Origin of the sequence: Paraburkholderia sp. J12, from assembly GCF_905220215.1 — a bacterium.
Taxonomy (GTDB): Bacteria; Pseudomonadota; Gammaproteobacteria; order Burkholderiales; family Burkholderiaceae; genus Paraburkholderia.
The window spans coordinates 161192-187375 of the sequence record NZ_CAJMZC010000013.1; the positions used below are offsets into that span (position 1 = coordinate 161192).

Sequence of the window (26184 nt, forward strand, 5' to 3'; positions counted from 1 at the left end):
TTTACATCAGGCACGCCGTTTCAGGTCTGACGCCGCCCGATCAGGCTCACGCCATACACGAGCGCCGAAAGCGCGGTGATCCAGAAGCTCGTGGGCCAGTCGGTGTAGTAGGCGAGCGCCACGCCGAGCCACGCCTGAACGAGCGCGAGCGCGGCGGCGAGCACGAGGCCGCTCGCGAGCCGCGTGGTGAGATTCTGCGCGGCGGCGGCCGGCCCGACCATCAGCGTGAAGACGAGCAGCACACCCACGATCTGCGTGCACGCGGCCACGGCGAGCGCGGCGATGGCGAGGAACAGCACCGAGACGAGTCGCAGCGACACGCCCTTGGCCTCCGCGAGCTCGGGTTGCAGCGAGGCGAACAGCAGGGGGCGCATGATCGCGCCGAGGGCGATGAGGCTGGCGGCGGCGAGCACGGCGAGCGCGCCGAGGGTCTCGCGGTTCACCCCCAGCACGTTGCCGAACAGGAGCGACGTTACCTGCGTGGCATAGGCCGTGAAGAAGTGCAGGAAGAGCAGGCCGAAGCCGAGCGCCAGCGAGAGGATCACGCCGATGGCCACGTCGCGGCCCGCGAGCTTTTCGCCGAGCGCGCCCATCGAAACGCCGGCGGCGAGCGTGAAGCCGACCATCCCCCACATCGGCGAAACGCCGAGCAGCACGGCGCCCGTCGCGCCCGTGAAGCCGACGTGCGAGAGCGCGTGGCCCGCGAAGGTCTGGCCGCGCAGCACGAGGAAATAGCCGACGATGCCCGCGAGCACCGCAACGATGCCCGACGCCGCAAAGGCGTTCACCATGAAATCGTATTCAAGCATCGTGCGTGTGGTCGTGTGCGTTGCCGCCGCGCGCCGGGGCGTGGTCGTGGTGAGGGTGTTCGTGCTCGTGCTCGTGCGCATGATCGTGCTCGTGGCCGTGGTCGTGCTTCTCCACCTCCACGTCGCCCGACATCACGAAGATGCGTCCGTTCATGCGCATCACTTCGATGGGCGAGCCATAGAGCCGCGAGAGCACGGGCCCCGTGATGACCTCATCGACGCTGCCGAGCGCGGCCACGCCGTTGCCGAGATAGAGCACGCGGTCGAGCGCATTGAGGAGCGGGTTGAGCTCGTGCGCTGAGAACAGCACGGCGATGCCGAGCTCGCGCTGCACGCGCCGCACGAGTTCGACCACGCCGCGCTGATGGTGCGGATCGAGGCTGATGAGCGGCTCGTCGAGCAGCAGCAGCTTGGGGTCGCCCAGCAAACATTGCGCGAGCAGGAGGCGCTGACGCTCGCCGCCCGAGAGTTCGGAAAGCGGGCGGTCGGCGAGCTTCGTTGCGCCGACCAGATCGAGCACGCGCGCGACGTCGGCGCGCGTGGCCGCATTGGTGTGCGGCAGGCCCCAGCGGTGGCCGTCGGCGGCCATGGCGACGAAGTCGCGCCCGCGCACGCGGCGGCTGGCGAGCGCGGTGCGCGTTTGCGGCATATAGCCGATCGACGGATTGCCGCGCGCCACCGGTTCGCCCAGCACGCGGATCGCGCCATGCGAGGCCGGCACGAGACCGAGGATCGCGCGCATGAGCGTGGTCTTGCCCGCCCCGTTCGGCCCCAGCACGCCGATGAACTCGCCCTGCTGGATGGCGAAATTCGCGTCGCGCAGGATCGTGCGCTCGCCGAGCGCGAGCGATACGCCGGCAAGCGTGAGCACCGGCTGCGCGTGTCCGTGCTGATGCGGGTACGCGCCCGGGTGCGGGCCGGCGGGGGAGCCGGCCGGGGGAACTGCCATCGTCATCGGGTCATCCTTGCTGCCTCAAACCAGTCTCCATTCAGCTGTGGGCCGAAGCGCCGAGCGCCGCATCCAGCGCGTCGAGCTGCTTGAGCATCCACTGCTGGTACGTCGCGCCCGGCGGCTCGGTTTCGGTGACGCTCATCGACGGCACCTTCGACTGCTTCGCCAGCGCCAGCATGCGGCGCGTGAGCGCCTCGGTCGCCTGGCTGTTGTAGATCAGCACGCGCACGCGCCGCTCGCGCAGATCGCGTTCGAAGGCGGCGATGTCGGAGGCGCTCGCTTCGGTATCGTTCATCGTGGCCATCTGGAAGGGCATGTTGCGCATGTCGAGGCCGATTGCGTCCGACATGTAGCCGAACACCGGTTCGGTCGCCGTCACCGGCTGGCCCTGGTAGCGCGCGCGCAGCGCCGCGACCTTGTCGTCGATCGGCTTGAGCGAGCCGAGGAACGTGGCCAGGTTCGCATCGTACACGCTCTTGTTCGCCGGGTCTGCGGCGGCGAGCGCGGCGTTCACCGCACGCGCGACGGCCGGCATGGTGTGCGGGTCGTACCAGAGGTGCGGATTGTCGCCGGCCTTCTTGCCGACGAGATCCGCCGCGACGATCGTCACGCGCTGGCCGCCCTGGGTGGCGCCGAGCAGCTTCGCCATCCACGGGTCGTAGTCGGCGCCGTTGTAGACCACCACGCGCGCGTGCTGCAGCGCGCGGGCCGTCTTCGGGCTGGCTTCGAAGAGGTGCGGGTCCTGGTCGGGGTTGCTCATGATGCTCGTGACGTCCACGTGCGAGCCGCCGATCTGCTTGACCACGTCGCCATAGAAGTTCTCGGCGGCGACGACGGGGATGGCCGCGTCTGCGGCGAAGGCCGCGTGGGCGAAGCCGAAGGCGGCGGTCAGCGTGGCCGCGAGGCGGACGACGGCGCGCGCGGACCTCTGCGTCAGGCGCGCACGCGCCGGGTTCAACGTGATCATGAGTTCTATCCTTGATAGGGAAGGGAACGGCGGGAGCATTCTGGCCCCAGGGACGGCCGGGTCCGGATGAGGCGAAGGCGCAATGATATAACGTATCGCAATTGATGGCGAGCCGGGTCAGCGCTCGCGCCCAGCGCTGTTCCGCCGTGCGTAGCCGTATGCGTGGTCGGAGCTTGCGCGTTGCACCATCGAAATCTCGTTAAATCGCGTTTGCCCGCCTTGACATGCGCCCATGCGTGTCCGATCATTCGACCACCGACAGAGCAAATGCTCACACGTTGGGCGTTCGCTCACTTGACCCTGGGAGCAGCGGCCCGAGCGACGGCACGAACGATATGGGAGACAACCCTGTGGCACATACCGCGAATCCGGCGGCAGGACGTTTGCAGGACAAGGTGGCGGTGCTGACCGGTGCGGCGAGCGGCATCGGCGAGGCGGTGGCGCGCCGTTATCTGGAAGAGGGTGCGCGCTGTGTGCTGGTCGATGTGAAACCTGTGGACGCCATCGCGCCGCAACTCGCCAGCGACTACCCGGGCCGCGTGCATGCGGTTTGCGCGGATGTGACCCGCCGCGAGGACATCGAGCGCATCGTGACGCAGACGCTCGAGCAGTTCGGCCGCATCGACATCCTCTTCAACAACGCGGCGCTGTTCGACATGCGCCCGATCCTCGACGAATCCTGGGATGTGTACGACCGCCTCTTCGCCGTCAACGTGAAGGGCATGTTCTTCCTCATGCAAGCCGTGGCGCGCCGTATGGTCGAGCAGGGCCAGGGCGGCAAGATCATCAATATGTCGTCGCAGGCCGGGCGCCGCGGCGAAGCCCTCGTTTCCCATTACTGCGCGACCAAGGCGGCGGTGCTGAGCTACACGCAGTCGGCGGCGCTCGCGCTCGCGCATCACAAGATCAATGTGAACGGCATCGCGCCGGGCGTGGTCGATACGCCGATGTGGGCGGAGGTCGATGCGCTGTTCGCGCGCTACGAAAACCGGCCGCTCGGCGAAAAGAAACGGCTCGTGGGCGAGGCTGTGCCGCTCGGGCGCATGGGGCTGCCCGGCGACCTCACCGGCGCCGCGCTCTTTCTCGCGTCGGCGGATGCCGATTACATCACCGCGCAGACGCTCAACGTCGATGGCGGCAACTGGATGAGTTAAGGCGATACGACGCGTTTCGACCGGCAGTGCCTATATAGATGTAACCGCGACTAGATGTAATCGCGACGCAGCAACGAAGCCATAACCCACGCAGCAAACAACGCAACAAACACAGGAGACAAGTCATGAAACCAGCCTTCCGCACCGCATTGCGCATGCTTGGCGCGGGCGCCATCGCCGCCGCGGGCGCAAGCGCCGTTCACGCACAGACCGTGACGATCGCGATGTTGAACAACCCGGACATGATCGAGCTGAAGAAGCTCTCACCGGCCTTCGAAAAGGCCAATCCGGGCATCAAGCTGAACTGGGTGATTCTCGAAGAGAACGTGCTGCGCCAGCGCGCCACCACGGACATCACGACCAATAGCGGCCAGTTCGACGTGATGATGATCGGCACCTACGAGGCGCCGCAGTGGGGCAAGCGCGGCTGGATCGTGCCGATGACGAACCTGCCCGCGAGCTATGACCTCGACGACGTCGTGAAGACGGCGCGCGACGGCCTCTCGTACAACGGCACGCTCTACGCGCTGCCGTTCTACGTCGAAAGCTCGATGACCTATTACCGCAAGGATCTGTTCGCGGCGAAGGGCCTCACGATGCCCGAGCAGCCGACCTACGACCAGATCCGCGACTTCGCCGACAAGCTCACCGACAAGGCTAACGGCACCTACGGCATCTGCCTGCGCGGCAAGGCCGGCTGGGGCGAAAACATGGCCTACGTGACGACGGTGGCGAACACCTTCGGCGGCCGCTGGTTCGACGAGAAGTGGCACGCGCAGCTCACCACGCCCGAGTGGAAGAAGGCCGTGAACTTCTACGTGGACATGCTCAAGAAGGACGGCCCTCCGGGAGCGAGCTCGAACGGCTTCAACGAGAACCTGACGCTGATGTCCTCGGGCAAGTGCGCGATGTGGATCGACGCGACCGTGGCGGCGGGCATTCTGTACAACAAGCAGCAGTCGCAGGTGGCCGACAAGATCGGCTTCGCCGCCGCGCCGACCGAAGTCACGCCGAACGGCTCGCACTGGCTGTGGTCGTGGGCGCTGGCCGTGCCGAAGTCGTCGAAGTCGCAGGACGCCGCGAAGAAGTTCATCGAATGGGCGACCTCGAAGGACTACATCGAAATGGTGGCGAAGGACGAGGGCTGGGGTTCGGTGCCGTCGGGTACGCGTACCTCGACCTATCAGCGTCCCGAGTACAAGGCCGCCGCACCGTTCTCGGACTTCGTGCTGAAGGCCATCACGACGGCGGACCCGAACCATCCGACGGCCAAGCCGGTGCCGTACACGGGTATCCAGTTCGTCGGCATTCCTGAGTTCCAGTCGTTCGGTACCGTGGTCGGTCAGAGCATCGCCGGCGCGCTGGCCGGGCAGATGAGCGTCGATCAGGCGCTCGCGGCCGGCAACGCCGCTGCCGACCGCGCCGTGACCCAGGCCGGCTACCAGAAGTAAGCCGGGACCGGATTCAGCAAGCAGTCCGTAGCCTCTGCAGTAACGCGACGCGACAGCCGAGCCGCCCGCCCCGCTCACCCGGGCGGCCGGCCCGCGTCACACGAAGTAGCGCCGCTCCCCGCGGCGCCCAAGCAAAGGGTGGTCACGATCATGCGTCATCTCCATCTCCCCATGCCAGTTCTCCATCGAGCCCGTGGTCCCCAGTCCCAGCAGGTCGAGTCGCGAAAATCGGCCTCGCGCTGGCTGGTGTCGCCTTCCGTTGCCGTACTGCTGCTGTGGATGACGATACCGCTCGCGATGACGATCTGGTATTCGTTCACGCGCTATAACCTGCTCAATCCCGACCTGAAGGGATTCGCCGGTCTCGACAACTACAAATTCCTCGCGACCGATCCGTCGTTCCTGCCTTCGATTGCGCACACGCTCGAACTGATCGTGTCGGTGCTCGTGATCACCGTGGTGGGCGGCGTACTGATGGCCGTGCTGTTCGACCGCAAGTTCTACGGCCAGGGCGTGGCGCGTCTCTTCGCGATCGCGCCGTTCTTCGTGATGCCGACGGTGTCCGCGCTGATCTGGAAGAACATGATCCTGCACCCGGTGTACGGGCTCGTGGCCATCGCGATGCGCGCAGTGGGCCTCACGCCGATCGACTGGTTCGCCGACTATCCGCTCACCGCGGTCATCATGATCGTGGCGTGGCAATGGCTGCCGTTCGCGTTCCTGATCCTCTTCACGGCGATCCAGTCGCTCGACCAGGAGCAGAAGGAAGCCGCGAAGATCGACGGCGCGGGCGCCATCTCGCTGTTCTTCTACATCACGCTGCCGCACCTGCGCCGCGCGATTGCCGTGGTGGTGATGATGGAAACCATCTTCCTGCTGTCGATCTTCGCCGAGATCTACACCACGACCGGCGGCGGCCCCGGCAACGCGACCACCAACCTCACTTACCTGATCTACTCGATGGGCCTGCAGCAGTTCGACGTGGGCATCGCTTCGGCGGGCGGCATTCTGGCTGTCGTGCTGGCGAACATCGTGTCGTTCTTCCTCGTGCGCATGCTCGCGCGCAACCTCAAAGGGGAGTACGAAAAATGAGCCAAATCACCGCTTCTTCCGCCCGCGCGCCCGAGTCGCCGCACGCGGTCAACCGCTCTTCGCCGCTGCAGTTCATCGGCCGCGTGGTGCCGGGTGTGCTGGCATGGATCATCGCGCTCGCGCTCTTCTTCCCGATCTTCTGGATGGCCATCACGGCGTTCAAGACCGAGCAGCAGGCCTATGTGCCGTCGATCTTCTTCATGCCGACGCTCGACAGCTTCCGTGAAGTGTTCGCGCGCAGCAACTACTTCGCGTTCGCCTGGAACTCGGTGCTGATCTCGGCCGGCGTGACGGTGGTGTGCCTGCTCTTCGCCGTGCCGGCGGCCTATGCGATGGCGTTCTTCCCGAACCAGCGCACGCAGAAAGTGCTGCTGTGGATGCTCTCGACGAAAATGATGCCTTCGGTGGGCGTGCTCGTGCCGATCTACCTGCTGTGGAAGAACACGGGGCTGCTCGACACGGTGAGCGGACTCATCATCGTCTATACGCTCATCAACCTGCCGATCGCGGTGTGGATGGCCTACACGTACTTCAACGAGATTCCGCGCGACATTCTCGAAGCGGGCCGCATGGACGGCGCCGCGACGTGGCAGGAGATCGTCTATCTGCTCATGCCGATGGCGGTGCCGGGACTCGCCTCGACTGCGCTGCTACTCGTGATCCTTTCGTGGAACGAAGCATTCTGGAGCATCAACCTGTCGAGTTCGAACGCCGCGCCGCTCACCGTGTTCATCGCCTCGTATTCGAGTCCCGAGGGGCTCTTCTGGGCCAAGCTTTCCGCGGCCTCGCTGCTGGCGGTGGCGCCGGTGCTGATCGTCGGCTGGCTTTCGCAGAAGCAGCTCGTGCGTGGCCTCACGTTCGGGGCGGTCAAATGACGGGGATTGCCGCACTGATCTGCGATTGCGACGGCGTGCTGATCGACAGCGAAGCCGTGGCGGCGCGCGTGCTCGTGCGCGAACTCGAAGCACGCTGGCCCGGCGCCGACGTCGCGCCGGTCGTGATGCCGCTGCTCGGCCAGCGCATCGAACGCGTGCTGGGCGGCGCCGGCGAAGCACTCGGGCGCACGCTCACGGCGGCCGATGTCGCGGCGATCGGCGTGGCGGCCGAGCGCGAGGCCCAGGCCGCGCCGCTCTTTCCGGGCGTGGCCGCGGCGCTCGCCGCCATCACGCTCACCCGGGCGTGCGCGAGCAACAGCTACACGGCCGTGGTGCGGGCGGTGCTCGCGCGCAACGACCTCGACCGGTTCTTCGGCGAACGCGTGTATTGCGCCGATCAGGTGGCGAAGCCCAAGCCCGCGCCGGATGTCTATCTGGCCGCGGCGCACGGCATGGGCGTGGCGCCCGAGGCGTGCATCGTCGTCGAGGACAGCCTCGCGGGCGTCACCGCCGCGCGTGCGGCGGGCATGACCGTGCTGGGTTTCGTGGGCGGCACGCATGTGGGCGAGGCGCACGACCAGGAGCTGCGCGAAGCCGGCGCAGTGGAGATTTTCGACGACATGAGCACGCTGCCCGCGCGGGTGGCGTACTGGGTGCAAAAGGCGCAAGCCACGTCGCATTGAGCGGCGCGGCTTGCGCCGGTAACGGATGATGGCGGGCGGGTGCCGGGTAGGCGCCCTCCCACATGAGCAATGAACGGAGACACATCATGGCAAGCGTGATCCTGCGGGACGTGGCAAAGCGCTACGACGACAACGAAGTGCTGCGCAATGTGAACCTCGATATCGGCGACGGCGAATTCGTCGTGTTCGTCGGCCCGAGCGGCTGCGGCAAGACGACGCTCATGCGGATGATCGCGGGGCTGGAGGACATCAGCGCCGGCGACCTTGCCATCGACGGCACGCGCATGAACGACGTGCCGCCCGCCAAGCGCGGCATTGCGATGGTGTTCCAGTCGTACGCGCTTTATCCGCATATGTCGCTCTACGACAACATGGCGTTCGGCCTGAAGCTCGCGGGTGCGAAGAAGCCCGAGATCGACGCGGCGGTGAAGAACGCCGCGAAGATCCTGCACATCGACCATCTGCTCGACCGCAAGCCCAAGCAGCTTTCGGGCGGTCAGCGTCAGCGCGTGGCGATCGGGCGCGCGATCACGCGCAAGCCCAAGGTCTTTCTCTTCGACGAACCGCTCTCGAATCTGGACGCCGCGCTGCGCGTGAAGATGCGCCTCGAATTCGCGCGCCTGCACGACGAGCTCAAGACGACCATGATCTACGTGACGCACGATCAGGTCGAGGCCATGACGCTCGCCGACAAGATCGTTGTGCTTTCGGCGGGGAACGTCGAGCAGGTCGGGAGTCCGAACCGTCTTTATCATGCGCCGGCCAACCGCTTCGTGGCGGGCTTCATCGGCTCGCCGAAGATGAATTTCCTCGACGGTCTCGTGCAGCAGGTGGCGAGCGACGGCATCGTGGTGCGCTACGCGACGGGCGAAACGCAGACGGTGGCGGTGGAGCCGCGCGGCGCGCGCGAGGGCGATCAGGTGACGGTGGGGATCCGCCCCGAGCACCTGCAGGTGGGCACGAGCGAATATGGCGTGAGCGCGAAGGCGATGGCCGTGGAGTCGCTCGGCGATGCGGCATATCTCTATGCGGAGTCGTCGGTGGCGCCCGATGGGCTGATCGCGCGCATTCCGCCGCTCGAGCGCCACGAGCGCGGCGAACTCCTGCGGCTGGGCACGACGCCCGATCACTGCCATCTGTTCGATGCGAACGGCCAGGCTTTCGAGCGGCGCTTTGCGCAGGAACTGGCGGCTTGAATGCCTTGATCTGAGCGATCGTTGTGGATTTGAGCGCCGCCGCACCGTAGTCGAAAAGTGGCGGCGCCGTACCGTGTTTGACTGTGGTTGCCCTTCTTTGCCCGCTTATGCGGGCTATTTTTTGGGCGCGGGCGTTTTGAACGCGACCAAGGCCAGAGTCAAGGCAGGCAAACGCTAGACTTCGAGTGCCGCCCTCGCGGAGGCCTCGTCGGTCACGAGCCCCGACAGCCACCCGCCTTTGAGCGCGGCAATCACTGCATCGCGTTTCCTCGCCCCGCCCGCAAAACCGATGGTCGGCCGCTTCGGCGGCGAGTCGAGGTGCACGCTCGTCACGCGCCGCCCCGTGGGCGAATCCACGCGCCGGCCCGCGGCGTCGATCGGCAGTCCGAGCATTTCGGCGATGGCGCCAAGACCCATCAGCTCGCGCACTTCGTCGGCCGTAATGAAGCCGTCTTCATGCAGCGGACAATGCTCGCCGATATTGCCGATGCCGACGAACGCCACGTCGGCGTCGCCCGACAGCGATTCGACGATGCGATAGAGCCGGTGATTGCACCACTGCGCGCGCTCGGCCTCGTTGTCGGCAATCAGCGGTGCAGGCAGCAGGAAGTGTCTGCCGCCGGTTTTCTCGGAGATGTGCAGCGCCACGTCGTAGCGATTCGACGAGCCGTCCTGCGCGATCGCGCCCACCATCGAAACGAGCCGGTGTTGCGGACGCTCGAGCTGCGCGATCTGGTCGACGGCCGCCTTGAGGGTCCGGCCGCTGCTCACCGCGACCACCATCGGCCGTTCTTCGGCCAGATAGCGCTCCATTACCTGGGCGCCGGCCACGGCGAGCTTGCGATCGACTTCTTCGGGCGTGTCGTTGTCGAGGGGGACGACCTCGCACACCGACAGCCCATAGCGCTTCGAAAGCCGGTCCGCGAGCGCGAGGCAGTCCGCCAGTTGATGATCCACGCGCACGCGTATCAGATTCTTCTCGACGGCGAAGGCAACGAGCCGCTGCGCGACGGGCCGCGAGACCTGCAGCTTCTCGGCGATTTCGTTCTGCGTATTGCCGGCCACGTAGTAGAGCCACGCGGCGCGGGTGGCGAGATCGAGTTTTTCTGTGGACTTGGGCACGGTGTTCTCAGGCGTCGAGGCGAAGGGGCGGGGCCAGTCGGGTACGGGACCGCATGCGGCGAAGGCTCAGGCAAGCCGCTCGCGCGAGCGCTCGAAGAGCGGCCTCACGTGGCGATAGAGCGCGCGGTACGACTCCAGCCGCTCGCGCAGCGCGGCGTGACGCGCGGCGTTCGGCGTGTATTCGGCCACGACCGGCGGCTTCGTCAGCACTTCGCCCGGGGCGCCGCCCGCCGCGAGCCAGCCCAGCCGCGCCGCGCCCAGTGCCGCGCCCGTTTCGCCGCCGCCGTGCTGGCGCGTGGGCGTGTCGAACGCATCGGCCACGAGCTGTGCCCAATACGCGCTGCGTGCGCCGCCGCCGAGCATCGAGAGGGCGCCGACTTCGGTGCCCGCTGCCGCGAGCGCGTCGAGGCCGTCGGTGAGCGCGAGCGTCACGCCTTCGAGCACCGCGTAGCCGAGTAGCGCGCGATCGGTGGCGTGCGTCATGCCGAAGAACACGCCTTGCGCATAGGGGTCGTTGTGCGGCGTGCGTTCGCCCGAGAGATAGGGCAGAAAGAGCGGAGCGTCGGCGAGCGCCGCGGCCGGAAGTTTCTCGACTTCGGGCAGCAGCGTGGGCTCGTCGGTGCCGGTGAGCTTGCAGACCCAGCGCAGGCAGCTCGCGGCCGAAAGCACGACGCTCATCTGGTGCCAGCGGTCGGGAATCGCGTGGCAGAACGCGTGCACGGCCGAAGCGGGATTCGGCCGGAAGCGGTCGCCCACCACGCACAGCACGCCCGAGGTGCCGAGCGAGACGAAGCCGTCGCCGGGCTGCGTCGCGCCGATGCCGATGGCGCTCGTGGCATTGTCGCCGCCGCCCGCGGCCACGATCACATCGTCGCGCAGGCCGAACTCGCGGGCGATTTCGGGCAGCAGCGTGCCGGACGGCGCGCTGCCTTCGGCAAGCGTCGGCATCTGCGTGCGCGTCATGTTGCAGGCGTCGAGCAGCGCGTCGGACCAGTCGCGCTTCGCCACGTCGAGCCACAGCGTGCCCGCCGCGTCCGAGGGATCGGACACCTTGCCGCCCGTGAGGCGCAGGCGCAGATAGTCCTTTGGCAGCAGCACGCAGGCCGTGTCGCGGAAGATCTGCGGTTCGTGGCGCGCGACCCAGAGCAGCTTGGGCGCGGTGAAACCGGGCATCGCCAGATTGCCGGCGATGCGATGCAGCTGCGGCGCGCGCGCGGTGAGTTCGGCGCATTCGTCCACGGCACGCATGTCGTTCCAGAGGATCGCGGGGCGCAGTACGTTGTCGTGCCGGTCGAGCAGGACGGCGCCGTGCATCTGCCCCGAGAGGCCGATGCCGCGCACCTGCGCGAAGTCGGCGGGATGCCGGTCGCGCAGCGCGGCGAGCGCGCGGCGCGTGCCGTCCCACCAGTCGGCGGGATTCTGTTCGGCCCAGCGCGCATGGGGGCGCGAGACCACGAACGGCGAGCCGGCAGTGCCGATCACGCGGCCATCGGGCGCGAGCAGCAGGACTTTTACTTCGGAGGTGCCGAGGTCGATGCCAAGATACATGGGCGCGAGCGATGTCGTGGAAAAGGATGCGCTACTTTAGCCGTGCCGGCGCCGCCGCGCCATGCGCGGCGACCCGGGGCGCGAAGGCGGGTCGCGGCGCGGTCGTCATGCGAAGGTGTTGAGCGCGCGTCACCGTCAAAACATTAGGGGCGAGAGACTAGCTGCAGGGGGTGCCGCGTCAGGACGTCGACTCGGCACATCGCCCCGGCACATCGCTTCAGGACGCCACCGGCCAGCCGCGCGCGGCCAGCCAGCCGTCGACGCGCGCGAGGGCTTCGCGCAGTGCGGGCGCGAGCGCCGGATTGCCCGCCAGACGGCCCCACAGCAGCTTGTCGGCACAGAAGACCGCGAGCGGATCCTGCGCTTCGAGCATGCGGTGCGTGGCGGCTTCGTCCATCACGCCGTCCTGGTAGCGATAGGGCAGCGTGCCTTGATGCCAGCGTTCGAGAAAGCGCAGGAACAGCGCGGGCAGGATCGCCGTGGCGGCCGGCGTGGCGCCCGCCGCGATGCGCTGCGCGAGCGTGGGCGCAATGAAGCCGGGGATCTTCGAAAAGCCGTCGGCGGCCACGCGCTGATTCGTGTCCTGGATATACGGATTGCTGAAGCGGTCGAGCACCACGTCGCGGTATTTCGCGAGATCGAGCGGGCTGGGCGTGAGACACGGAATCACGTCTTCGGTCACGTATTCGCGCGCGAAGGTGCGGATATCGGCGTCGTTCGTGCCTTCGTGGATGTAGTCGAGGCCGATCAGCGTGCCCGCCCACGCGATGCAGCTGTGCGTGGCGTTGAGGATGCGGATCTTGGCCTCTTCGTAAGGCATCACCGATTCCACCATTTCCGCGCCCGCGCGCTCCCAGGCGGGGCGTCCCGCGCAGAAGTGATCTTCGATCACCCACTGGATGAACGATTCGCCCATCACCGGGCAGGCGTCGTCGAAGCCGGTGGCTTCTTTCACGCGCTCGCGCACGTCGGGCGTGGGGCGCGGCGTGATGCGGTCGACCATCGAGTCGGGGCAGGCCGTGTTCGCGTCGAACCAGTCGCGCAGTCCGGTGGCGCCGCGCAGCGCGAGGAATTCGCGCATGCCCGCGTGAAAACGCTTGCCGTTGCTGCGCAGGTTGTCGCAGGTCTGCAGCGTGACGGGGCCCCCGTTGCGTGCGCGGCGCGCTTCGAGGATCGCCGCGAGCGCGCCGTAGATGGTCGTGCGCGCACCGTTCAGATCGGCGGCGATGTCGGGGTTCGCGGTGTCGAGGCGGTCGTGCTCGTCGAGGTAATAGCCGCCTTCGGTCACGGTGAACGAGATGATCTTGCATGCCGGGTCGGCGCCCGCTTCGATCAGGCCCGCGAGGTCGGCCGACCACGGCAGCACGCGCGTGATCGAGCGGATCGTCTCGTAGTGGCGCTCGCCCTGCGGCGTTACCGTTTCGAGCGTATAGACGCCTTGCTGGGCGGCGAGGGCGTCGAGCACGGCGTTCATGTCGGAGCGGATATTGCCGACCGTGAGCGACCAGGGCGCTTCGTTGGGCGCGCGCGAGAGGTTGACGCGGTGCAGATACCACGCCTGGTGCGCGCGGTGAAACGAACCGGCACCGATGTGCAGGATCACGTTTGCGCCGCTTTGTTCGCTAGTCATGTGTGTCTCCAGAGAGGCGGAGTGCGCGCATTGCCTGCGCGTCTGTCTGTGATGGATGGTGACTGTGGATTCGGATAGAGCAATTGCTCTTGCAATGAACGAATGATCGTATCGCGCTAAACGAAAGTCAAGACGGGCAGGCCGAGTTTCCGTGGCGCAGCGCGGCGCGAGCGCATCTGCGCGCAGCGCGCGAGCGGGCACGCGGCGGGCGGTTGCGCCGATGTTGTGGTGCACAAGCGGGATGGCCCGGCCGGCGGCGGGGCGCCGCGGACGAGCGCGAGAGGACGGCGGCGGCGCTCAGCCGCCGATGCGCGCCACGGCCGCGAGCGCCTGGGCGGTCGCATCGGGCGCGCAGCAATCGACGACGATGCGCTCCGGCATCGCGCGCAGCCAGGTGAGCTGGCGTTTGCAGAGCTGGCGCGTGGCGAACACGCCCTTGTCGCGCATCGTGTCGTAGTCGATGGCGCCGTCGAGGTATTCCCAGACCTGGCGGTAGCCCACGCAGCGCATCGAGGGGAGGTTCGCGTTCAGATCGCCGCGCGCGCGCAGCGCCTTCACCTCGTCGATGAGGCCGGCGGCGAGCATCGCGTCGAAACGCTGCGCGATGCGCGCGTGCAGCACGCTGCGCTCGGACGGCTCCAGCGCGACGGGCACGAAGCGGTAGCGCGCGGTTTCGTCGTCGCGTGGCGAAGGTGCTGCCAGCAGTGCCGACATTGGCTGGCCCGTGAGCCGGTAGATTTCCAGCGCGCGCTGGATGCGTTGCGAGTCGTTCGGCGCGAGGCGCGCGGCCGTTTCGGGATCGACGGCGGCAAGGCGCGCGTGCAGCGCGGGCCAGCCGTCGCGGGCCGCCTCGGCGTCGAGCGCCGCGCGCACTTCGGCGTCGGCGGTCGGCAGGTCGTTCAGGCCCTGCGTGAGTGCGCGGTAGTAGAGCATCGTGCCGCCCACCAGCAGTGGCACGTGGCCCCGCGCCACGATTTCGCCCGTCACGCGCAGCGCGTCGGCGCGAAAGCTCGCGGCCGAGTAGGCGTCGGCGGGATCGACGATATCGATCAGGTGATGGACCGCGGCGGCGCGCTCTTCGGCCGACGGTTTGGCCGTGCCGATATCCATCTCGCGATAGACGAGCGCCGAATCCACGCTGACGATCTCCACCTCGCGCCCGCGCGCGGCCGCTTGCGCGGCATAGGCGAGCGCCGCCGCCGTTTTGCCGGAGGCGGTCGGGCCGAGCAGGCAGGCTACGGGCAGGGGTTCGGGCTCGCTGCCGCTCCGGGATGTTGCGACCGGGTTCATGGACCGCGTCATTGACCGCGCATGAAGAGCCGATCGAGGTCGCCGAGCGTGAGCTGATACCACGTGGGCCGGCCGTGATTGCACTGGTCGGCGCGTTCCGTGGCCTCCATCTGGCGCAGGAGCGCGTTCATCTCGTCGAGCGTGAGGCGCCGGTTCGCGCGCACCGCGTGGTGGCACGCGAGCGTGCCGAGCATTTCGTGCTGGCGCTCGGTCAGCACGCGCGAGCCGCCGTACGCGTGCAGGTCCGCGAGCACCGCGCGCGCGAGTGCCGTGAGATCGGCGTCCTTGAGCAGCGCGGGCACGGCGCGGATCGCGATCGAGGTGGGCGAGAGCACGGCAAGGTCGAAGCCGAGGGCTTCGAGTGTCGCTTTCTCTTCTTCGACGGTGCCCGTTTCCACGGGATCGGCCGTCATCGAAACCGGAATCAGGAGCGGTTGCACGGCGAGCGAGCGTTCGGCGAGCGCTTCCTTGAACTGCTCGTAGAGGATGCGCTCGTGCGCGGCGTGCATGTCGACGATCACGAGGCCGCGCGCGTTCTGCGCGAGCACGTAGATGCCGTGGACCTGGCCGAGCGCGAAGCCGAGCGGGTGGTCGTCGCCCGCTTCGAAGGCGCTCAGCGGGGCGCGGGGCGTGGCATCGGCGCCGCTGTCTTCCGCCTGCAGCATCGTCGAACCCTGCGAGGTGCCGGCGCCCACGTCCTTGCGCCCGAATAGGGCGTCGTAAAGGGCGAGCGGCTGCGCGACGGGCAGCGAGCCCTGGGTCATGCGCGACTGGCGCCAGGTGTTCGACGCACCGCCGCCTGCGCCGCTGCCGCCGCCCGTCAGGAAGCCCGACGACGAACGCGCGCCGCCACCGGCGCCGCCGGCCGAACCCGAACCGCCAAAGCTGGTGGCCACGCGTGCGGTGCCGAACCCGCCTGCGCTACCCGAGGCACCCGACGACAACCCCGCAGACGCTCCCGATCCCAGCACGCCCGCACCCGGCGCGGGCCGCGGCTCGATGAGCGCGGCGTGACCGCCCGAGGTGGTTTCGGGCGACGCCCCGGCATGCCGCGCGAGCGCGCGCTGCACGGCATGAAACACGAACTGGTGGATCGAGCGCGAGTCGCGAAAGCGCACCTCGATCTTCGACGGATGCACGTTCACGTCCACCGCTTCGGGCGGCAGATCGAGGAACAGCACATAAGACGGATAGCGGTCGCCGTGCAGCACGTCTTCGTAGGCGGCGCGCACCGCGTGCGTGAGCAGCTTGTCGCGCACGAAACGGCCGTTGACGAAGAAGTATTGCTGATCGGCGCGATTGCGGCTCGCGGTGGGCAGGCCGGCGCAGCCGTACACGGCGAGCGGGCCGGCGCGCTCGTCGAGCGGCAGGTGGGCCGTGGCGAAGGTCTCGCCGAGAATCTTCGAAACACGCGTGGCCGGATCGCTCGCGTTCCAGTGCTCGACCGCGCGGCCGTTGTGCAGCACCGAAATCGCGACATCGGGCCGCGCGAGCGCACTGCGACGGATCATCTCGAGGCAGTGGCCCAGTTCCGTCTGCTCGCTCTTGAGGAACTTGCGCCGCGCGGGCGTATTGAAGTACAGCTCGCGCACTTCGATGGTCGTGCCCTGGCCGCCCGCGGCGGGCGCGAGCGTGCCCGTATTCGCGTCGATCTTGACGGCGTGCGGCGCGTCGGCCGGCCGGCTCGTGATCGACATCTCGGCCACCGAGGCGATCGAGGCCAGCGCTTCGCCGCGAAACCCGAGCGTCGCGACGCTTTCGAGCTCGGAGAGCGAGCGGATCTTGCTCGTGGCGTGGCGCATCAGCGCGAGCGGCAATTCGCGCTCGGGAATGCCGTAGCCGTCGTCGGCGATGGAGATGCGTTTGACGCCGCCCTCGTCGAGCAGGATGCGCAGCGTCGCCGCGCCCGCGTCGAGTGCGTTTTCGAGCAGTTCCTTGACGACCGAAGCGGGCCGCTCGACCACTTCGCCGGCGGCGATCTGGCTGATGAGCTGGTCGGGCAGGGGCTGGATCGCGCGGGCGGGCTGCGCGGCGCGCATCGCGCTCGCGGGGGCCGCGGCGGTGGCGTCGTCGCCGGCCGGGGTGGGCCCGGCAGCGTCGGTGGGATCGATGTGCGAAGACATGCGCGCCATTATAGCGATTCGGCATGCGCGGCCCTGGCCGCCTTGCTTCATGGGATTTTCTCGTGACGCCCGGGCACTTTCGGTATGATGGCGCGGTCAATTTTCCTTCTCGCCCATCCGCCCACCATCCGCATAAATAAGGGACGCCTTTGGACACGCTGCTGCAGTTCGCCAACCTTGTCTTGCACATCGACAAGTTTCTCGGAGTCTTCATCCAACAGTACGGAGCCTGGGTCTATGCCGTGCTGTTCCTGATCGTGTTCTGCGAAACCGGTCTCGTGGTGCTGCCTTTCTTGCCTGGCGACTCGCTGCTCTTCATCGGCGGCGCGTTCGCGGCCACGCACGAGATGAACCTCGGCGCGCTCGTCGTGCTGCTCATCGTGGCGGCGGTCACGGGCAATACCGTCAACTATCTGATTGGCCGCCGCATCGGGCCGGCTGTCTTCAACACGCATATTCCCGGGCTCGAACGCTTCCTCGACCGCGCCGCGCTGCAAAAGACCCATAACTTCTATGCGCGCCACGGCGGCAAGACCATCGTGCTCGCGCGTTTCATTCCGGTCGTGCGTACCTTTGCGCCGTTCGTCGCGGGCGTTTCGCAGATGAGCATGCAGCGCTTCCAGCTCTTCAACGTGGCGGGCGCGCTGCTGTGGGTGCTGCTGCTCGTACTGCTCGGTTACTTCTTCGGCAACATCCCGTTCATTCGCCAGTACCTGAACGTGATCGTGCTGGTGGGGATTGGCGCGGCGATCGTGCCGGTGGTCATCGGCGCCGTGTGGAAGATGCTGAAAAGGGGCTCGCGCAACGACGGCGTGCGCGGCACCAACGGCAACCGCTGATCCGCGGGCCGGCTGGTCCGGCGCGCCCAGGCAACTGGCCACGGTCAAGAAAAAACGGCATCGCGAGCCTGGGCTCGCGATGCCGTTTTGCTTTGGGGCGGTTGCGGCAGCGTGCGTCAGGTGCCCACGCGGCGAATCAGCGAGGGCGTTTCGGGCGTCGGGTAGCCGGCTGCCTTGAACGTTTCGATGATGGTGCGGTTGGTGTCGAAGTACACCTGCCAGTAATTGTCGTTGCTCGTGTAGGGCCGCACGCACAGCAGCGGGCCTTCGGGCGTGAACGAGAGCACCTCGACGTCGGGCGCGGGCTCCGTCACCACGTTGGGGATCTTCGCGACGGCTTCGCGCAGGCGCGCGGCCGCATCGACGGGATCGACGCCGTTGGCGATCTTCGCGGTCAGCTCCACGCGCCGCACGGGCGTTGCGCTGTAGTTCGTGATGGTGTCCGAAAAGATCTTGTTGTTGCCGACGATGTTGACCAGGTTGTCGGGCGAGATGATGGTCGTGCCGAAGATGCCGAGTTCCTTCACGGTCCCGGTCACGCCGCCCGCCGAAACGAAGTCGCCCACCTTGAACGGGCGCAGCACCTGCATGAACACGCCCGCCGCGAAGTGCGCGAGCAGGCCGCCCCAGGCCGTGCCGATGGCGAGGCCGAGGCCCGCGAGCAGTGCCGCGAACGAGGTGGTCTGCACGCCGAACACCTGGAGTATCGCGAGCACCAGCAGCAGGTTCAGCACCGCGGCGAGGATCGAACTGAGGTAGTGCGCGAGCGTGGGATCGACCCGGTCGTTGCGGCCGAGCACCTTGCGCACGACGCCCGCGACCAGGTTGATGGCCCAGCGGCCGATGATCCATAGCACGATCGCCGCAACGACCTTGGTCCCGAAGTCGATGCCCCGGGTCATGATGAATGTGCGGATGGTTTCGAGATCCAAGATGCCCTCGCTTGAGTCGGTGATTGAGTCGGTGTGATTCGAAGAATTCTGCCGATACGACCGGGGGGCGAAACTGGCGGGGGGCAGGAAGGCGGTTCTTGCGGTCCCCGTCCCTCGTCGGATCCGCATGTTGTTTCGCGTGGATCGCGAGGGCGCCGCTGCCCGGCAGGCCCGGCGGCGACAGCCTGCGAACTCGACGATACGTACCGCTTCAGCGCGAAAACCAGGGCGGCAGATGCGCCGCGCAAGGGGATTCAACGGTATCGTTTCGCCTGCGACATTCATACGACAACGAGGCCCGGTCATGATACTGCCGAACATCGATCTGCATCTGATTACTGTACAACTGGAGGATCTGCGGCCGACCCAGATCACGGTCGGCTTTCGCGAGGTGAACGCCAAGCGCGCGCACTGGGCGGCGCTCGACAAGACCCACCGCGCGGCCGCCATCGAATCGCACTGGTTTCCGGCCGTGCTGGGCCCGAAAGGGCGCTACTACATCGTCGATCACCACCACCTGGGCCTCGCCTGGCTCAAGGAAGGCGTGAAGGCCGTGAAGGTCACGGTGCTCAAGGACCTTTCGTGGCTCGCGCCGACGATCTTCTGGCGCATGATGGAGCACAGCCAGTGGGTGCATCCGTTCGACGCGGCCGGCGCGCGCTGCGAGTACGAGAACCTGCCGAAGGATCTGCAGGGACTCGACGACGATCCCTATCGCAGCCTCGCGGGCGAGTTGCGCGTGGCGGGCGGTTACGCGAAGGACACCACGCCTTTCAGCGAATTCCTCTGGGCCGACTATCTGCGCCAGAAGATCCCGGCGGCGCGCCTGCGCAAGAACTTCGACGCGGCGCTTACCGACGCACTCGCCCATGCACACGATCCCGACGCGCGCTATCTGCCGGGCTGGTCGGGCGTCGTGCCTCCGGCCAACGGCGGGGCCGCCCAGGCCGCGCCGGTGCCCAAGAGCAAGAAGGCATGAGGGCATGAGGGCAGGCGCGCTGCGGCTGCCGTGAGGGCGCGGCCGCCGCGGCCGGTGCGCCCCGGTCACATCGGCAAGGTGGACTTGCTGTAGGGCGACGTTTCGATCTCGAGCGGCCGGCTCGCTGCCGGTTGGCGCGCCGCGGCGCGGCGCTTCACGAAAGAAGCGCTGGCGGGTGCGAGCAGCGCGGCTAGCCCGTAAGCGGCCGCGCGAGCGGGAAAGGTCGGTCGCGGATCGTACTGGCGCCATACGCCGCCTGCATCGGCTAAGACGAGGAAGGTGAGGGCGGTGTCGAAGGCGAATGCCGTCGACAGCAGCGCCAGGAAAAGCCGGGTGCCGCTCACTGCGGGGGCGGGACGCAGTTGCCGCGCGGTCCAGCAGGCAACATGGGTCAGGGCGAACAGGCCAAGATTGGAAAGCAGGCAGTCGATAAACAGGCTCATGATGGGGACGCGCGGTGCGAAGATCGGCCCGTCGCGGTGCGCTCGGACCAGAAAGCGGCATCCGGCATGGCCGGTTCCGCGGGCGGCGCGATCATGGCATGGGCATCTATCTCAATAAATGGCGCGTGCGCAACATGCGGCGACCCGCGCCGTGTACGTGGGCCGGCGTGTCCCGTATGGCGCGGGTTGCAGCGGAGTGTGAAGAATTGTCAGGCGCGATCCGGCGGCGCTCAGCGCGCGTCGGGCGCGGGCATGGCCGGCGGTGTGCCGCCCGAAAGATAGTTGCAGAGCCATTCGCTGGCGGGGCCCTGCGCAGCATCGGTGCGGTGGATCAGCGAGACGTTGTAGTTCACCGAGCGGCGGTCGGCGAGCGCGATCTGCACGAGCCGGCCGGCTTCCAGATCGGCTTCCACGAGGTGCCGCGGCATCGATCCCCAGCCGAGGCCCGCGAGCAGCAGGCGGTGCTTGGCGCCGAGGTCGCCCAGCTTCCAGGCGCGGTTGCTGTAGACGCCGAAGGTCTGTCCTTCGGTGAGGCGGCTGCGGTCGGTGAGCACGAGCTGGGTGTGCTCGCGCGCATCGGAGATGCGCACCGGATGACCGGCCCCGGCGAGCGGATGGGCCGGCGCGGCCACCAGCACGAGCTCTACGGAGCCGATGAGCTGCGCCTCGATGATGTGCGGCCAGTTCTGGTTCGGCCCGCTGATGCCGATCGCGCAATCGCCGTCCAGCACCAGCTTGAGCACGCCGCCGAGCGCTTCCATGGTGAGGTTGAGCGCGACGGTGGGAAACGCCACTGCAAACGCCTGCAGGGCCTCGACCAGCCGCTGCGAGGGAAACATCACGTCCACGGCCACCGACACCTCCCCCTCCAGCCCGCGCTGCAGCCCGGCCGCCTTTGCGTTGAGCTGGCCCATCAGCAGATCGAGGCGGCGGGCGTCGGCGAGGATCGCGCGGCCGGCCGCGGTCAGCTCCGGCTTGCGCTTGCCGCGCTCGAACAGGGCGACGCCGAGGAGCGCCTCCAGATTGGCGATCGTGTAGCTCACCACCGACTGCGCACGGTCGAGCTGCCGCGCGGCGGCCGAAAAACTGCCGGTTTCGGCGACGGCGATCAGGGCACGCAGTTGTTCGAGGCTGGGTGAGCGGTCCATAGGCGAGGTAGCGGCGAATTATCGAAAAACTCGATGATAACGATCCATTTTATGCGATTGTTTGAATAAGCATCGGCGGGTACAGTGCGCCTCTCTACCGACCCGAATTCGCCCTGCGATGACCCGACCCGCTTCCGCCCCGCGCCGCTACAGCGGCGTTGCCATGCTGCTGCACTGGCTGATCGCCGCACTGATCGTGTGGGGCTTCGCGCTGGGCTGGGTGATGACCGACATTCCCGGCATCACGCCCACCAAGCTGCGCTACTTCTCGTGGCACAAGTGGATCGGCGTGACGGTGCTGGCCCTCGTGCTCGTGCGCATACTCTGGCGCGCCACCCATGCGGCGCCGGCGCTGCCGGCCTCGATGCACGCATGGGAGCGCCTCGCCGCGCATGCCGGACATGCCGCGCTCTATGTGCTGATGGTCGCGATTCCGGTGACGGGTTATCTGTACAGCTCGGCGGCGGGCATTCAGGTGGTGTACCTCGGCATCTGGCCGCTGCCTACGCTGATCGGCCCCGACGATGCGCTCAAGCACCTCTTGCGCAACGTTCACGTCACGCTCAATTACACGCTGCTCGCCGTCGTGGTGCTGCACGTGCTCGGAGCGCTCAAGCATCAGTTGCTCGATCGCCAGAACATCCTCGCGCGCATGCTGCCGTTCGGCACGCCGCGCGATTAATCCGAACGCCTCTGCGCTGGACGCGCCCGCACCCGGACACCCCAGCGACCCCATTCAATCCGAACCGACCGCCATGATTCAACGACTCGTCCATACCGCTTCCGTTGCCGCACTTGGCGCGGCGCTTGCCGCAAGCGCGGCCTTCAGCCTGACCTTCAGCGCGAGCGCCGATGCCGCCGACAGCGCGAAGAATTCCGTCACCGCCGTGTTCAAGCAGATGAACGTGCCGGTGGAAGGGCACTTCAATCATTTCACGGCCGACGTGCATTTCGATCCGGCCAACGTCGCGGCAGCGAGCGCGAAGATCGACGTCGATGTCGCGAGCTTCGACATTGGCGCGCCCGAATACAACAAGGAAGTCGCCGGCGACGAATGGTTCGACGCCGCGCACTTCCCGCATGCCACCTTCGTTTCGACGCAGATCAAGCCGGGCGCCAACGGCGCGTACTCGGTGGCGGGCAAGCTCACGATCAAGGGCAAGACCACGGATGTCGTCGTGCCCGTGCAGTATCACAAGGACGGCGCGAACCAGGTGTTCGACGGCGCGCTGCCCATCAAGCGTCTCGCCTACGGCATCGGCACGGGCGACTGGAAGGACACCTCCGTCGTTGCCGACGACGTGCAGATCAAGTTTCACATCGTAGCCGCCGCACACTGACGCGACGGCACGAAGCCTCAACGTCGATCACACCGATCACTTTCGTTTTATCCGCCCAGGACACACGCCATGAAGACCACGCTCATCGCGGCAGCCGCGCTTGCCGCTGCCATTGCCACGCCCGCTTTCGCGGCAGGGACCACCTATAACCTCGATCCTACGCACACCTATCCGAGCTTCGAGGCCGACCACTTCGGCGGCGTTTCGGTGTGGCGCGGCAAGTTCACGAAGACCACGGGTTCGGTCGTGCTCGACCGTGAAGCGAAGACCGGCACGGTGGACGTGACCATCGACGCATCGTCGATCGACACCGGCAACGCGGCGCTCGACAAGCACGTGCGCTCGGCCGAATTCCTCGATATCGACAAGTACCCGACGGCCACCTACAAGGGCACCTCGATCCGCTTCGACGGCGACAAGCCCGTGGAAGTGATCGGCACCTTCACGCTGCATGGCGTGACGAAGCCGCTGAACCTGAAGATCGATTCGTTCAAGTGCTTCCAGAACCCGATGCTCAAGCGCGAAGTGTGCGGCGCCGACGCGACGGCCGAATTCAACCGTTCGGACTACGGCGTGAACTGGGGCGAGAGCTACGGCTTCAAGATGGCGACGACGCTGCAGATCCAGGTGGAAGGCGTCAAGGCGGACTAATCGCCTTGGGGCGCCGGCGGGATGGCAGTTCCGGCGGCCGCTTTACCCTGGTTTCGATGCGAGCCCGTGCATGTGGTGTGCATGGGCTTTTTTGCGTTCTGGTGGGGTTGCTTGCGTGTTCAACGACATACTACCCGGGCAGTTGACGCTCGGAGAGCCGCTACCGGTGAGCAGCCGGTTGCGATGCCTGAGCCGGTTAGGGTTGCTTTTGTGAGGTGAGGCTGGAGAATGTGATTCGGCGCGGGTAATAGAAAACTCAATTACACAAGAATTGCACAGGAAAAATGCGTGCACATTCGGCTTCCAGTCGGACCGCGCCGTCCGATGATGTAAGCGCGGGCATTGCAATCCCAACCGGAGTCGCGTTACTTCGACGGTTATGGGATACCAGGCTTCATCGTGATCAATTCGAAACCTGCTTACGCCAGTATACGGATCAGCGACAGTAGTCTATATCCTCACAGCGGAGCCATTTTTCTGTTCTTCGACCATGCGACGACACATAGTCTGCGAGCCAATATCGGCCATCAGCTGATTTTTTGACCAAACTCACCGCGTCCCCTTTAATGAGATACGCTGTATCGACGGCTGACGAAATGGGGGCGCTAAAAAAATGCGCTCTATTGCTAATAACGGTTTTTTTACTTGATATGGCGGAAGTTTCAGCGTCTTTATCACCGGGGTCGATCACTTTTTTGAGTGCCTGTAGCAAAACTGGGTCGTCAATTATTTCTTTATTTCTGTAAACAACCGATAAAATTAGATCGTCTTCCGGAGTCAAAAATTTTCCTTGACCAAGGAGTAGCAACGTCGCCGCGGAATACGGATTTAACGATTCCGACAGCGCAGGGGGATTAAATTTTACGATCTGCCTTATTAAATAATTTATTTTGGTCCTTGTTAAATTTTTGTTTGGTTGTGCGTCGATATTTTCAATTTTTCCAAGATGGAGTGTTGTTTGAACAGTGCCAATCGATACCAATATTCCATTGATTATAATCACGTAGTCATACGTGACACTTCCTTCCATTCCGCCTGAATTGGTAATGATTGACAGGAAACCCATATCATTTGCTCTTATCGTAGGAAGGTCGTCCGCAACGTATGTATACAGTAATGGATTCTTTTCTCCGTTGATCGTCAGCCGTATGGTCACCGGGTTGACCCGCATTCCATCTGAATTGCTGCTTTCCGAAATGGAGTATTCTCCACTGTACTCTTGCCCAGTGAAAAACTTCCCGTTTACCGACTCTGCCCGCGCGGCGTTAGACACAACGAACACCCCAATAGCGAGTGCGAGCAAAAATTTCATTACGAGATCAAATTTTTGTTTTTTTGGCATCAACTGCCTCCACAGCTTCGTTAACGCGATTTATATGGGTCTTGTAAAAATTGGTACCGTACAGCGAGCTTTTCTCCATCAGGTAGTCGTTGAATATAAGTCCAGGGTTCGTTGTGCATCGTTCTGCCTTAAGCGCTTTTGCCAATTTGTTCAAAGCAGCAAATCGGTCATCTACATGATTGAATCCACCATTAACTGCAACCGTGATTGCATAAAAATCATTGCTATCTGCTTTGGGGTTGATATCTCCCCAATGACTCCCATGTCTCCAGTACCAACACGCAGAGTGTGTGGTGTGATCAATATTGTCGCTGACTTGATCTGGGTTGGTTCCGATAGTTTTATCGCCGACATAATTTCCGTAGGCGATGTAGTTTGTATCATGAGTGAGCTGAATTAAGCCGCGGCCATGGAATTTTTCCCCGCCGTGATAGTTATTCCAACCTGAAGGGATCGATCCATCTTTATTACGATATTCTTCGTTCGTTCTGAGTTCATCACACTCATGAGACATTTGGGAAAGAAAATGCACCTTCCTGACGCATGTCATCATGTCATTTTCGCGCATGTACTTATTCAGCAGTTCAAGAAATTTACCTTTATCAAATCCATGAACCGACTGATCGTGAGCAGCATGAAAGAGCCCCTTGGACTTGACATCTAGCGGCAAGAGTAAATCCAGCTCTTCCTCAGTAATATCTTTATTGCAGGAGCAGGTTTGCAGGAAATTCCCAACCAATCCGATTGGATTGATGTGATAGACGTCCGGCCCCGGGAAACCCGCCACCCCGGCCTGCACCTCGTCCCACCAGGCGAGCTTCGCGATGCGCTTCTTTTCCTCTTCATGCTCCGGCTTCGGCCCGGTGCGCTGCTCGATGGCGCTGACCAGTGCCTGCCACTTCACGGGGTTGGCCCATTCGCTTTCGTGTTTCACGATGAGGCGCGACGCCCGGAAGGCGGCCCATGGAAAGCCTGCGCCCGGGGAGTTCTGTCCCAAAGCGCGGAGTTCGTCCGCCGCTTGAGCACCGTCACCGCCCGGATACAGGACGCGGTAGATGGCGGCCATGAGCGGACTCAGTTTGCCAAGCGAACCCGCGCCGGGTGTATTGCTGCCGAGCGCGTAGTCCACATAGTCGTTTGTGGTCGCAAAAATGGTGTGCGCCGGATCGTGGTCTTCGTCGAGGCATTCGAAATCGATCCAGCTTTGCGAAAACTCGCGGGTTACGCGGCCACATTCGTGGCTCTGCTCGCGCACCCAGCCCGAGATGGAATTGCGCTGCCTGTCCGCACTGTCCACCTTCCACCAGCGCCGCTTCGCACTGTCACTGCCGGGTGCTGTCTCCGTGAACAGATGCGCCGCGTCCTGCGGCAGGGCGGCGAACTGACAGGTCTGGATGACATCGCTCTGCTTCGCGTCCTGCCCCTGCTGGCCATGATCGTGATAAAGCGTCGTTCCGCTGCCTATGCGCAGTATCGTCGGGTCTGCGGACAAACCAAGCTGACTCCATTGGGTCGTGTTCGCGCAGTTGGCGTCAACCCACGCGCGCCCGGCCTCGATGAACGGTTTGATGTCCCCGTCGCAGAACACCTCGATGTGCGCCATGCGCGTTCCAGCCGT

Annotated in this window: 24 protein-coding genes; 11 read left to right on the top strand and 13 right to left on the bottom strand. The window is 65.5% G+C overall.

The window, feature by feature from the left end; genetic code table 11:
- Nucleotides 1–20 precede the first annotated feature (20 nt).
- Genes U5760_RS24870 through U5760_RS24880 form a run of 3 tightly spaced genes read right to left on the bottom strand, consistent with a single transcriptional unit; the run spans nucleotide 21 to nucleotide 2728 of the window.
- Nucleotides 21–809 carry a metal ABC transporter permease gene (locus U5760_RS24870; protein ID WP_322014971.1) on the bottom strand — a complete coding sequence of 263 codons (789 nt, stop codon included), beginning with the start codon at nucleotides 807–809 and terminating at the stop codon, nucleotides 21–23.
- Complete coding sequence (locus tag U5760_RS24875) at nucleotides 802–1764, bottom strand: ABC transporter ATP-binding protein (protein ID WP_322014972.1); 963 nt, start codon at nucleotides 1762–1764, stop codon at nucleotides 802–804. The genes U5760_RS24870 and U5760_RS24875 overlap by 8 nt, the downstream gene beginning before the upstream one ends.
- Before the next feature lie 34 nt (nucleotides 1765–1798).
- Nucleotides 1799–2728 carry a metal ABC transporter solute-binding protein, Zn/Mn family gene (locus U5760_RS24880; RefSeq protein WP_322014973.1) on the bottom strand — a complete coding sequence of 310 codons (930 nt, stop codon included), beginning with the start codon at nucleotides 2726–2728 and terminating at the stop codon, nucleotides 1799–1801.
- 350 nt (nucleotides 2729–3078) lie between these two features.
- On the opposite strand from U5760_RS24880, the gene U5760_RS24885 reads away from it, so the two are divergent.
- From U5760_RS24885 to U5760_RS24910, 6 genes are all read left to right on the top strand, one after another.
- Nucleotides 3079–3882 carry an L-iditol 2-dehydrogenase gene (locus tag U5760_RS24885; protein WP_322014974.1) on the top strand — a complete coding sequence of 268 codons (804 nt, stop codon included), beginning with the start codon at nucleotides 3079–3081 and terminating at the stop codon, nucleotides 3880–3882.
- A 125-nt stretch (nucleotides 3883–4007) separates the two neighbouring features.
- Nucleotides 4008–5333 carry an ABC transporter substrate-binding protein gene (locus tag U5760_RS24890; RefSeq protein WP_415914172.1) on the top strand — a complete coding sequence of 442 codons (1326 nt, stop codon included), beginning with the start codon at nucleotides 4008–4010 and terminating at the stop codon, nucleotides 5331–5333.
- 171 nt (nucleotides 5334–5504) lie between these two features.
- Nucleotides 5505–6425, top strand: coding sequence for a sugar ABC transporter permease (locus tag U5760_RS24895; protein ID WP_322014975.1), 921 nt, complete (start codon nucleotides 5505–5507; stop codon nucleotides 6423–6425).
- Nucleotides 6422–7300 carry a carbohydrate ABC transporter permease gene (locus U5760_RS24900; protein WP_322014976.1) on the top strand — a complete coding sequence of 293 codons (879 nt, stop codon included), beginning with the start codon at nucleotides 6422–6424 and terminating at the stop codon, nucleotides 7298–7300. Before U5760_RS24895 ends, U5760_RS24900 begins: the two co-directional genes overlap by 4 nt.
- On the top strand, nucleotides 7297–7983 hold the full coding sequence (locus U5760_RS24905) for an HAD family phosphatase (RefSeq protein WP_322014977.1): 687 nt from the start codon (nucleotides 7297–7299) through the stop codon (nucleotides 7981–7983). The genes U5760_RS24900 and U5760_RS24905 overlap by 4 nt, the downstream gene beginning before the upstream one ends.
- A gap of 86 nt (nucleotides 7984–8069) precedes the next feature.
- Complete coding sequence (locus tag U5760_RS24910) at nucleotides 8070–9179, top strand: sn-glycerol-3-phosphate ABC transporter ATP-binding protein UgpC (RefSeq protein WP_322014978.1); 1110 nt, start codon at nucleotides 8070–8072, stop codon at nucleotides 9177–9179.
- Between the two features lie 174 nt (nucleotides 9180–9353).
- Here U5760_RS24910 and U5760_RS24915 read toward each other — a convergent pair whose 3' ends face one another.
- The 5 genes from U5760_RS24915 to mutL all read right to left on the bottom strand — a co-directional run bounded on the left by U5760_RS24915 (nucleotide 9354) and on the right by mutL (nucleotide 16892).
- Nucleotides 9354–10301, bottom strand: a complete 948-nt coding sequence (locus U5760_RS24915) for a sugar-binding transcriptional regulator (RefSeq protein WP_322014979.1) — start codon at nucleotides 10299–10301, stop codon at nucleotides 9354–9356.
- A 66-nt stretch (nucleotides 10302–10367) separates the two neighbouring features.
- A complete protein-coding gene (gene xylB, locus U5760_RS24920) occupies nucleotides 10368–11849 on the bottom strand; it encodes a xylulokinase (RefSeq protein WP_322014980.1) in 1482 nt (493 codons plus the stop codon).
- Between the two features lie 217 nt (nucleotides 11850–12066).
- Nucleotides 12067–13479, bottom strand: a complete 1413-nt coding sequence (gene dalD, locus U5760_RS24925; RefSeq protein WP_322014981.1) for a D-arabinitol 4-dehydrogenase — start codon at nucleotides 13477–13479, stop codon at nucleotides 12067–12069.
- Between the two features lie 297 nt (nucleotides 13480–13776).
- On the bottom strand, nucleotides 13777–14769 hold the full coding sequence (miaA, locus tag U5760_RS24930) for a tRNA (adenosine(37)-N6)-dimethylallyltransferase MiaA (RefSeq protein WP_322014982.1): 993 nt from the start codon (nucleotides 14767–14769) through the stop codon (nucleotides 13777–13779).
- 8 nt (nucleotides 14770–14777) lie between these two features.
- Nucleotides 14778–16892: a DNA mismatch repair endonuclease MutL gene (gene mutL, locus U5760_RS24935; protein ID WP_415914173.1), complete on the bottom strand. Its 2115-nt coding sequence runs from the start codon at nucleotides 16890–16892 to the stop codon at nucleotides 14778–14780.
- A gap of 149 nt (nucleotides 16893–17041) precedes the next feature.
- On the opposite strand from mutL, the gene U5760_RS24940 reads away from it, so the two are divergent.
- Nucleotides 17042–17731: a DedA family protein gene (locus U5760_RS24940; RefSeq protein ID WP_322014983.1), complete on the top strand. Its 690-nt coding sequence runs from the start codon at nucleotides 17042–17044 to the stop codon at nucleotides 17729–17731.
- A gap of 116 nt (nucleotides 17732–17847) precedes the next feature.
- Here U5760_RS24940 and U5760_RS24945 read toward each other — a convergent pair whose 3' ends face one another.
- Nucleotides 17848–18663 (bottom strand): mechanosensitive ion channel family protein, encoded by an 816-nt coding sequence (locus tag U5760_RS24945; RefSeq protein WP_322014984.1) that lies wholly within the window; start codon nucleotides 18661–18663, stop codon nucleotides 17848–17850.
- Nucleotides 18664–18967: 304 nt separating this feature from the next.
- Between U5760_RS24945 and U5760_RS24950 the strand changes: the two genes are divergently transcribed.
- Nucleotides 18968–19642 carry a ParB-like protein gene (locus tag U5760_RS24950; protein WP_322014985.1) on the top strand — a complete coding sequence of 225 codons (675 nt, stop codon included), beginning with the start codon at nucleotides 18968–18970 and terminating at the stop codon, nucleotides 19640–19642.
- Nucleotides 19643–19707: 65 nt separating this feature from the next.
- On the opposite strand, the gene U5760_RS24955 is transcribed toward U5760_RS24950, so the two are convergent.
- A complete protein-coding gene (locus U5760_RS24955; RefSeq protein WP_322014986.1) occupies nucleotides 19708–20085 on the bottom strand; it encodes a hypothetical protein in 378 nt (125 codons plus the stop codon).
- A 230-nt stretch (nucleotides 20086–20315) separates the two neighbouring features.
- Entirely contained in the window at nucleotides 20316–21233 is a 918-nt protein-coding gene (locus tag U5760_RS24960) for a LysR family transcriptional regulator (protein WP_322014987.1), read from the bottom strand.
- A gap of 118 nt (nucleotides 21234–21351) precedes the next feature.
- Here U5760_RS24960 and U5760_RS24965 point away from each other — a divergent pair, with 118 nt between their 5' ends.
- From U5760_RS24965 to U5760_RS24975, 3 genes are all read left to right on the top strand, one after another.
- Nucleotides 21352–21915 carry a cytochrome b gene (locus tag U5760_RS24965; protein WP_322014988.1) on the top strand — a complete coding sequence of 188 codons (564 nt, stop codon included), beginning with the start codon at nucleotides 21352–21354 and terminating at the stop codon, nucleotides 21913–21915.
- A gap of 73 nt (nucleotides 21916–21988) precedes the next feature.
- Nucleotides 21989–22573: a YceI family protein gene (locus tag U5760_RS24970; RefSeq protein ID WP_322014989.1), complete on the top strand. Its 585-nt coding sequence runs from the start codon at nucleotides 21989–21991 to the stop codon at nucleotides 22571–22573.
- A gap of 69 nt (nucleotides 22574–22642) precedes the next feature.
- Nucleotides 22643–23224 (top strand): YceI family protein, encoded by a 582-nt coding sequence (locus tag U5760_RS24975; protein WP_322014990.1) that lies wholly within the window; start codon nucleotides 22643–22645, stop codon nucleotides 23222–23224.
- Between the two features lie 436 nt (nucleotides 23225–23660).
- On the opposite strand, the gene U5760_RS24980 is transcribed toward U5760_RS24975, so the two are convergent.
- Both U5760_RS24980 and U5760_RS24985 read right to left on the bottom strand, forming a co-directional pair.
- Nucleotides 23661–24566 (bottom strand): hypothetical protein, encoded by a 906-nt coding sequence (locus tag U5760_RS24980; protein WP_322014991.1) that lies wholly within the window; start codon nucleotides 24564–24566, stop codon nucleotides 23661–23663.
- Nucleotides 24544–26184 (bottom strand): glycoside hydrolase family 19 protein (locus tag U5760_RS24985; RefSeq protein WP_322014992.1); only part of this gene is annotated, 1641 nt, incomplete at its 5' end. The genes U5760_RS24980 and U5760_RS24985, both read right to left, overlap by 23 nt.

Excerpts from the sequence above, each read along its gene's own strand:
- U5760_RS24890 (WP_415914172.1), top strand. The coding sequence starts at position 4,008 with ATGAAACCAGCCTTCCGCACCGCATTGCGCATGCTTGGCGCGGGCGCC.
- dalD (WP_322014981.1), bottom strand. The coding sequence starts at position 13,479 with ATGACTAGCGAACAAAGCGGCGCAAACGTGATCCTGCACATCGGTGCC.
- U5760_RS24975 (WP_322014990.1), top strand. The coding sequence starts at position 22,643 with ATGAAGACCACGCTCATCGCGGCAGCCGCGCTTGCCGCTGCCATTGCC.
- U5760_RS24880 (WP_322014973.1), bottom strand. The coding sequence starts at position 2,728 with ATGATCACGTTGAACCCGGCGCGTGCGCGCCTGACGCAGAGGTCCGCG.
- U5760_RS24965 (WP_322014988.1), top strand. The coding sequence starts at position 21,352 with ATGACCCGACCCGCTTCCGCCCCGCGCCGCTACAGCGGCGTTGCCATG.
- U5760_RS24895 (WP_322014975.1), top strand. The coding sequence starts at position 5,505 with ATGCCAGTTCTCCATCGAGCCCGTGGTCCCCAGTCCCAGCAGGTCGAG.
- U5760_RS24980 (WP_322014991.1), bottom strand. The coding sequence starts at position 24,566 with ATGCCAAAAAAACAAAAATTTGATCTCGTAATGAAATTTTTGCTCGCA.
- U5760_RS24950 (WP_322014985.1), top strand. The coding sequence starts at position 18,968 with ATGATACTGCCGAACATCGATCTGCATCTGATTACTGTACAACTGGAG.
- U5760_RS24905 (WP_322014977.1), top strand. The coding sequence starts at position 7,297 with ATGACGGGGATTGCCGCACTGATCTGCGATTGCGACGGCGTGCTGATC.
- U5760_RS24870 (WP_322014971.1), bottom strand. The coding sequence starts at position 809 with ATGCTTGAATACGATTTCATGGTGAACGCCTTTGCGGCGTCGGGCATC.
- mutL (WP_415914173.1), bottom strand. The coding sequence starts at position 16,892 with ATGTCTTCGCACATCGATCCCACCGACGCTGCCGGGCCCACCCCGGCC.
- U5760_RS24875 (WP_322014972.1), bottom strand. The coding sequence starts at position 1,764 with ATGACGATGGCAGTTCCCCCGGCCGGCTCCCCCGCCGGCCCGCACCCG.
- miaA (WP_322014982.1), bottom strand. The coding sequence starts at position 14,769 with ATGAACCCGGTCGCAACATCCCGGAGCGGCAGCGAGCCCGAACCCCTG.
- U5760_RS24970 (WP_322014989.1), top strand. The coding sequence starts at position 21,989 with ATGATTCAACGACTCGTCCATACCGCTTCCGTTGCCGCACTTGGCGCG.
- U5760_RS24910 (WP_322014978.1), top strand. The coding sequence starts at position 8,070 with ATGGCAAGCGTGATCCTGCGGGACGTGGCAAAGCGCTACGACGACAAC.
- xylB (WP_322014980.1), bottom strand. The coding sequence starts at position 11,849 with ATGTATCTTGGCATCGACCTCGGCACCTCCGAAGTAAAAGTCCTGCTG.
- U5760_RS24960 (WP_322014987.1), bottom strand. The coding sequence starts at position 21,233 with ATGGACCGCTCACCCAGCCTCGAACAACTGCGTGCCCTGATCGCCGTC.
- U5760_RS24955 (WP_322014986.1), bottom strand. The coding sequence starts at position 20,085 with ATGAGCCTGTTTATCGACTGCCTGCTTTCCAATCTTGGCCTGTTCGCC.
- U5760_RS24900 (WP_322014976.1), top strand. The coding sequence starts at position 6,422 with ATGAGCCAAATCACCGCTTCTTCCGCCCGCGCGCCCGAGTCGCCGCAC.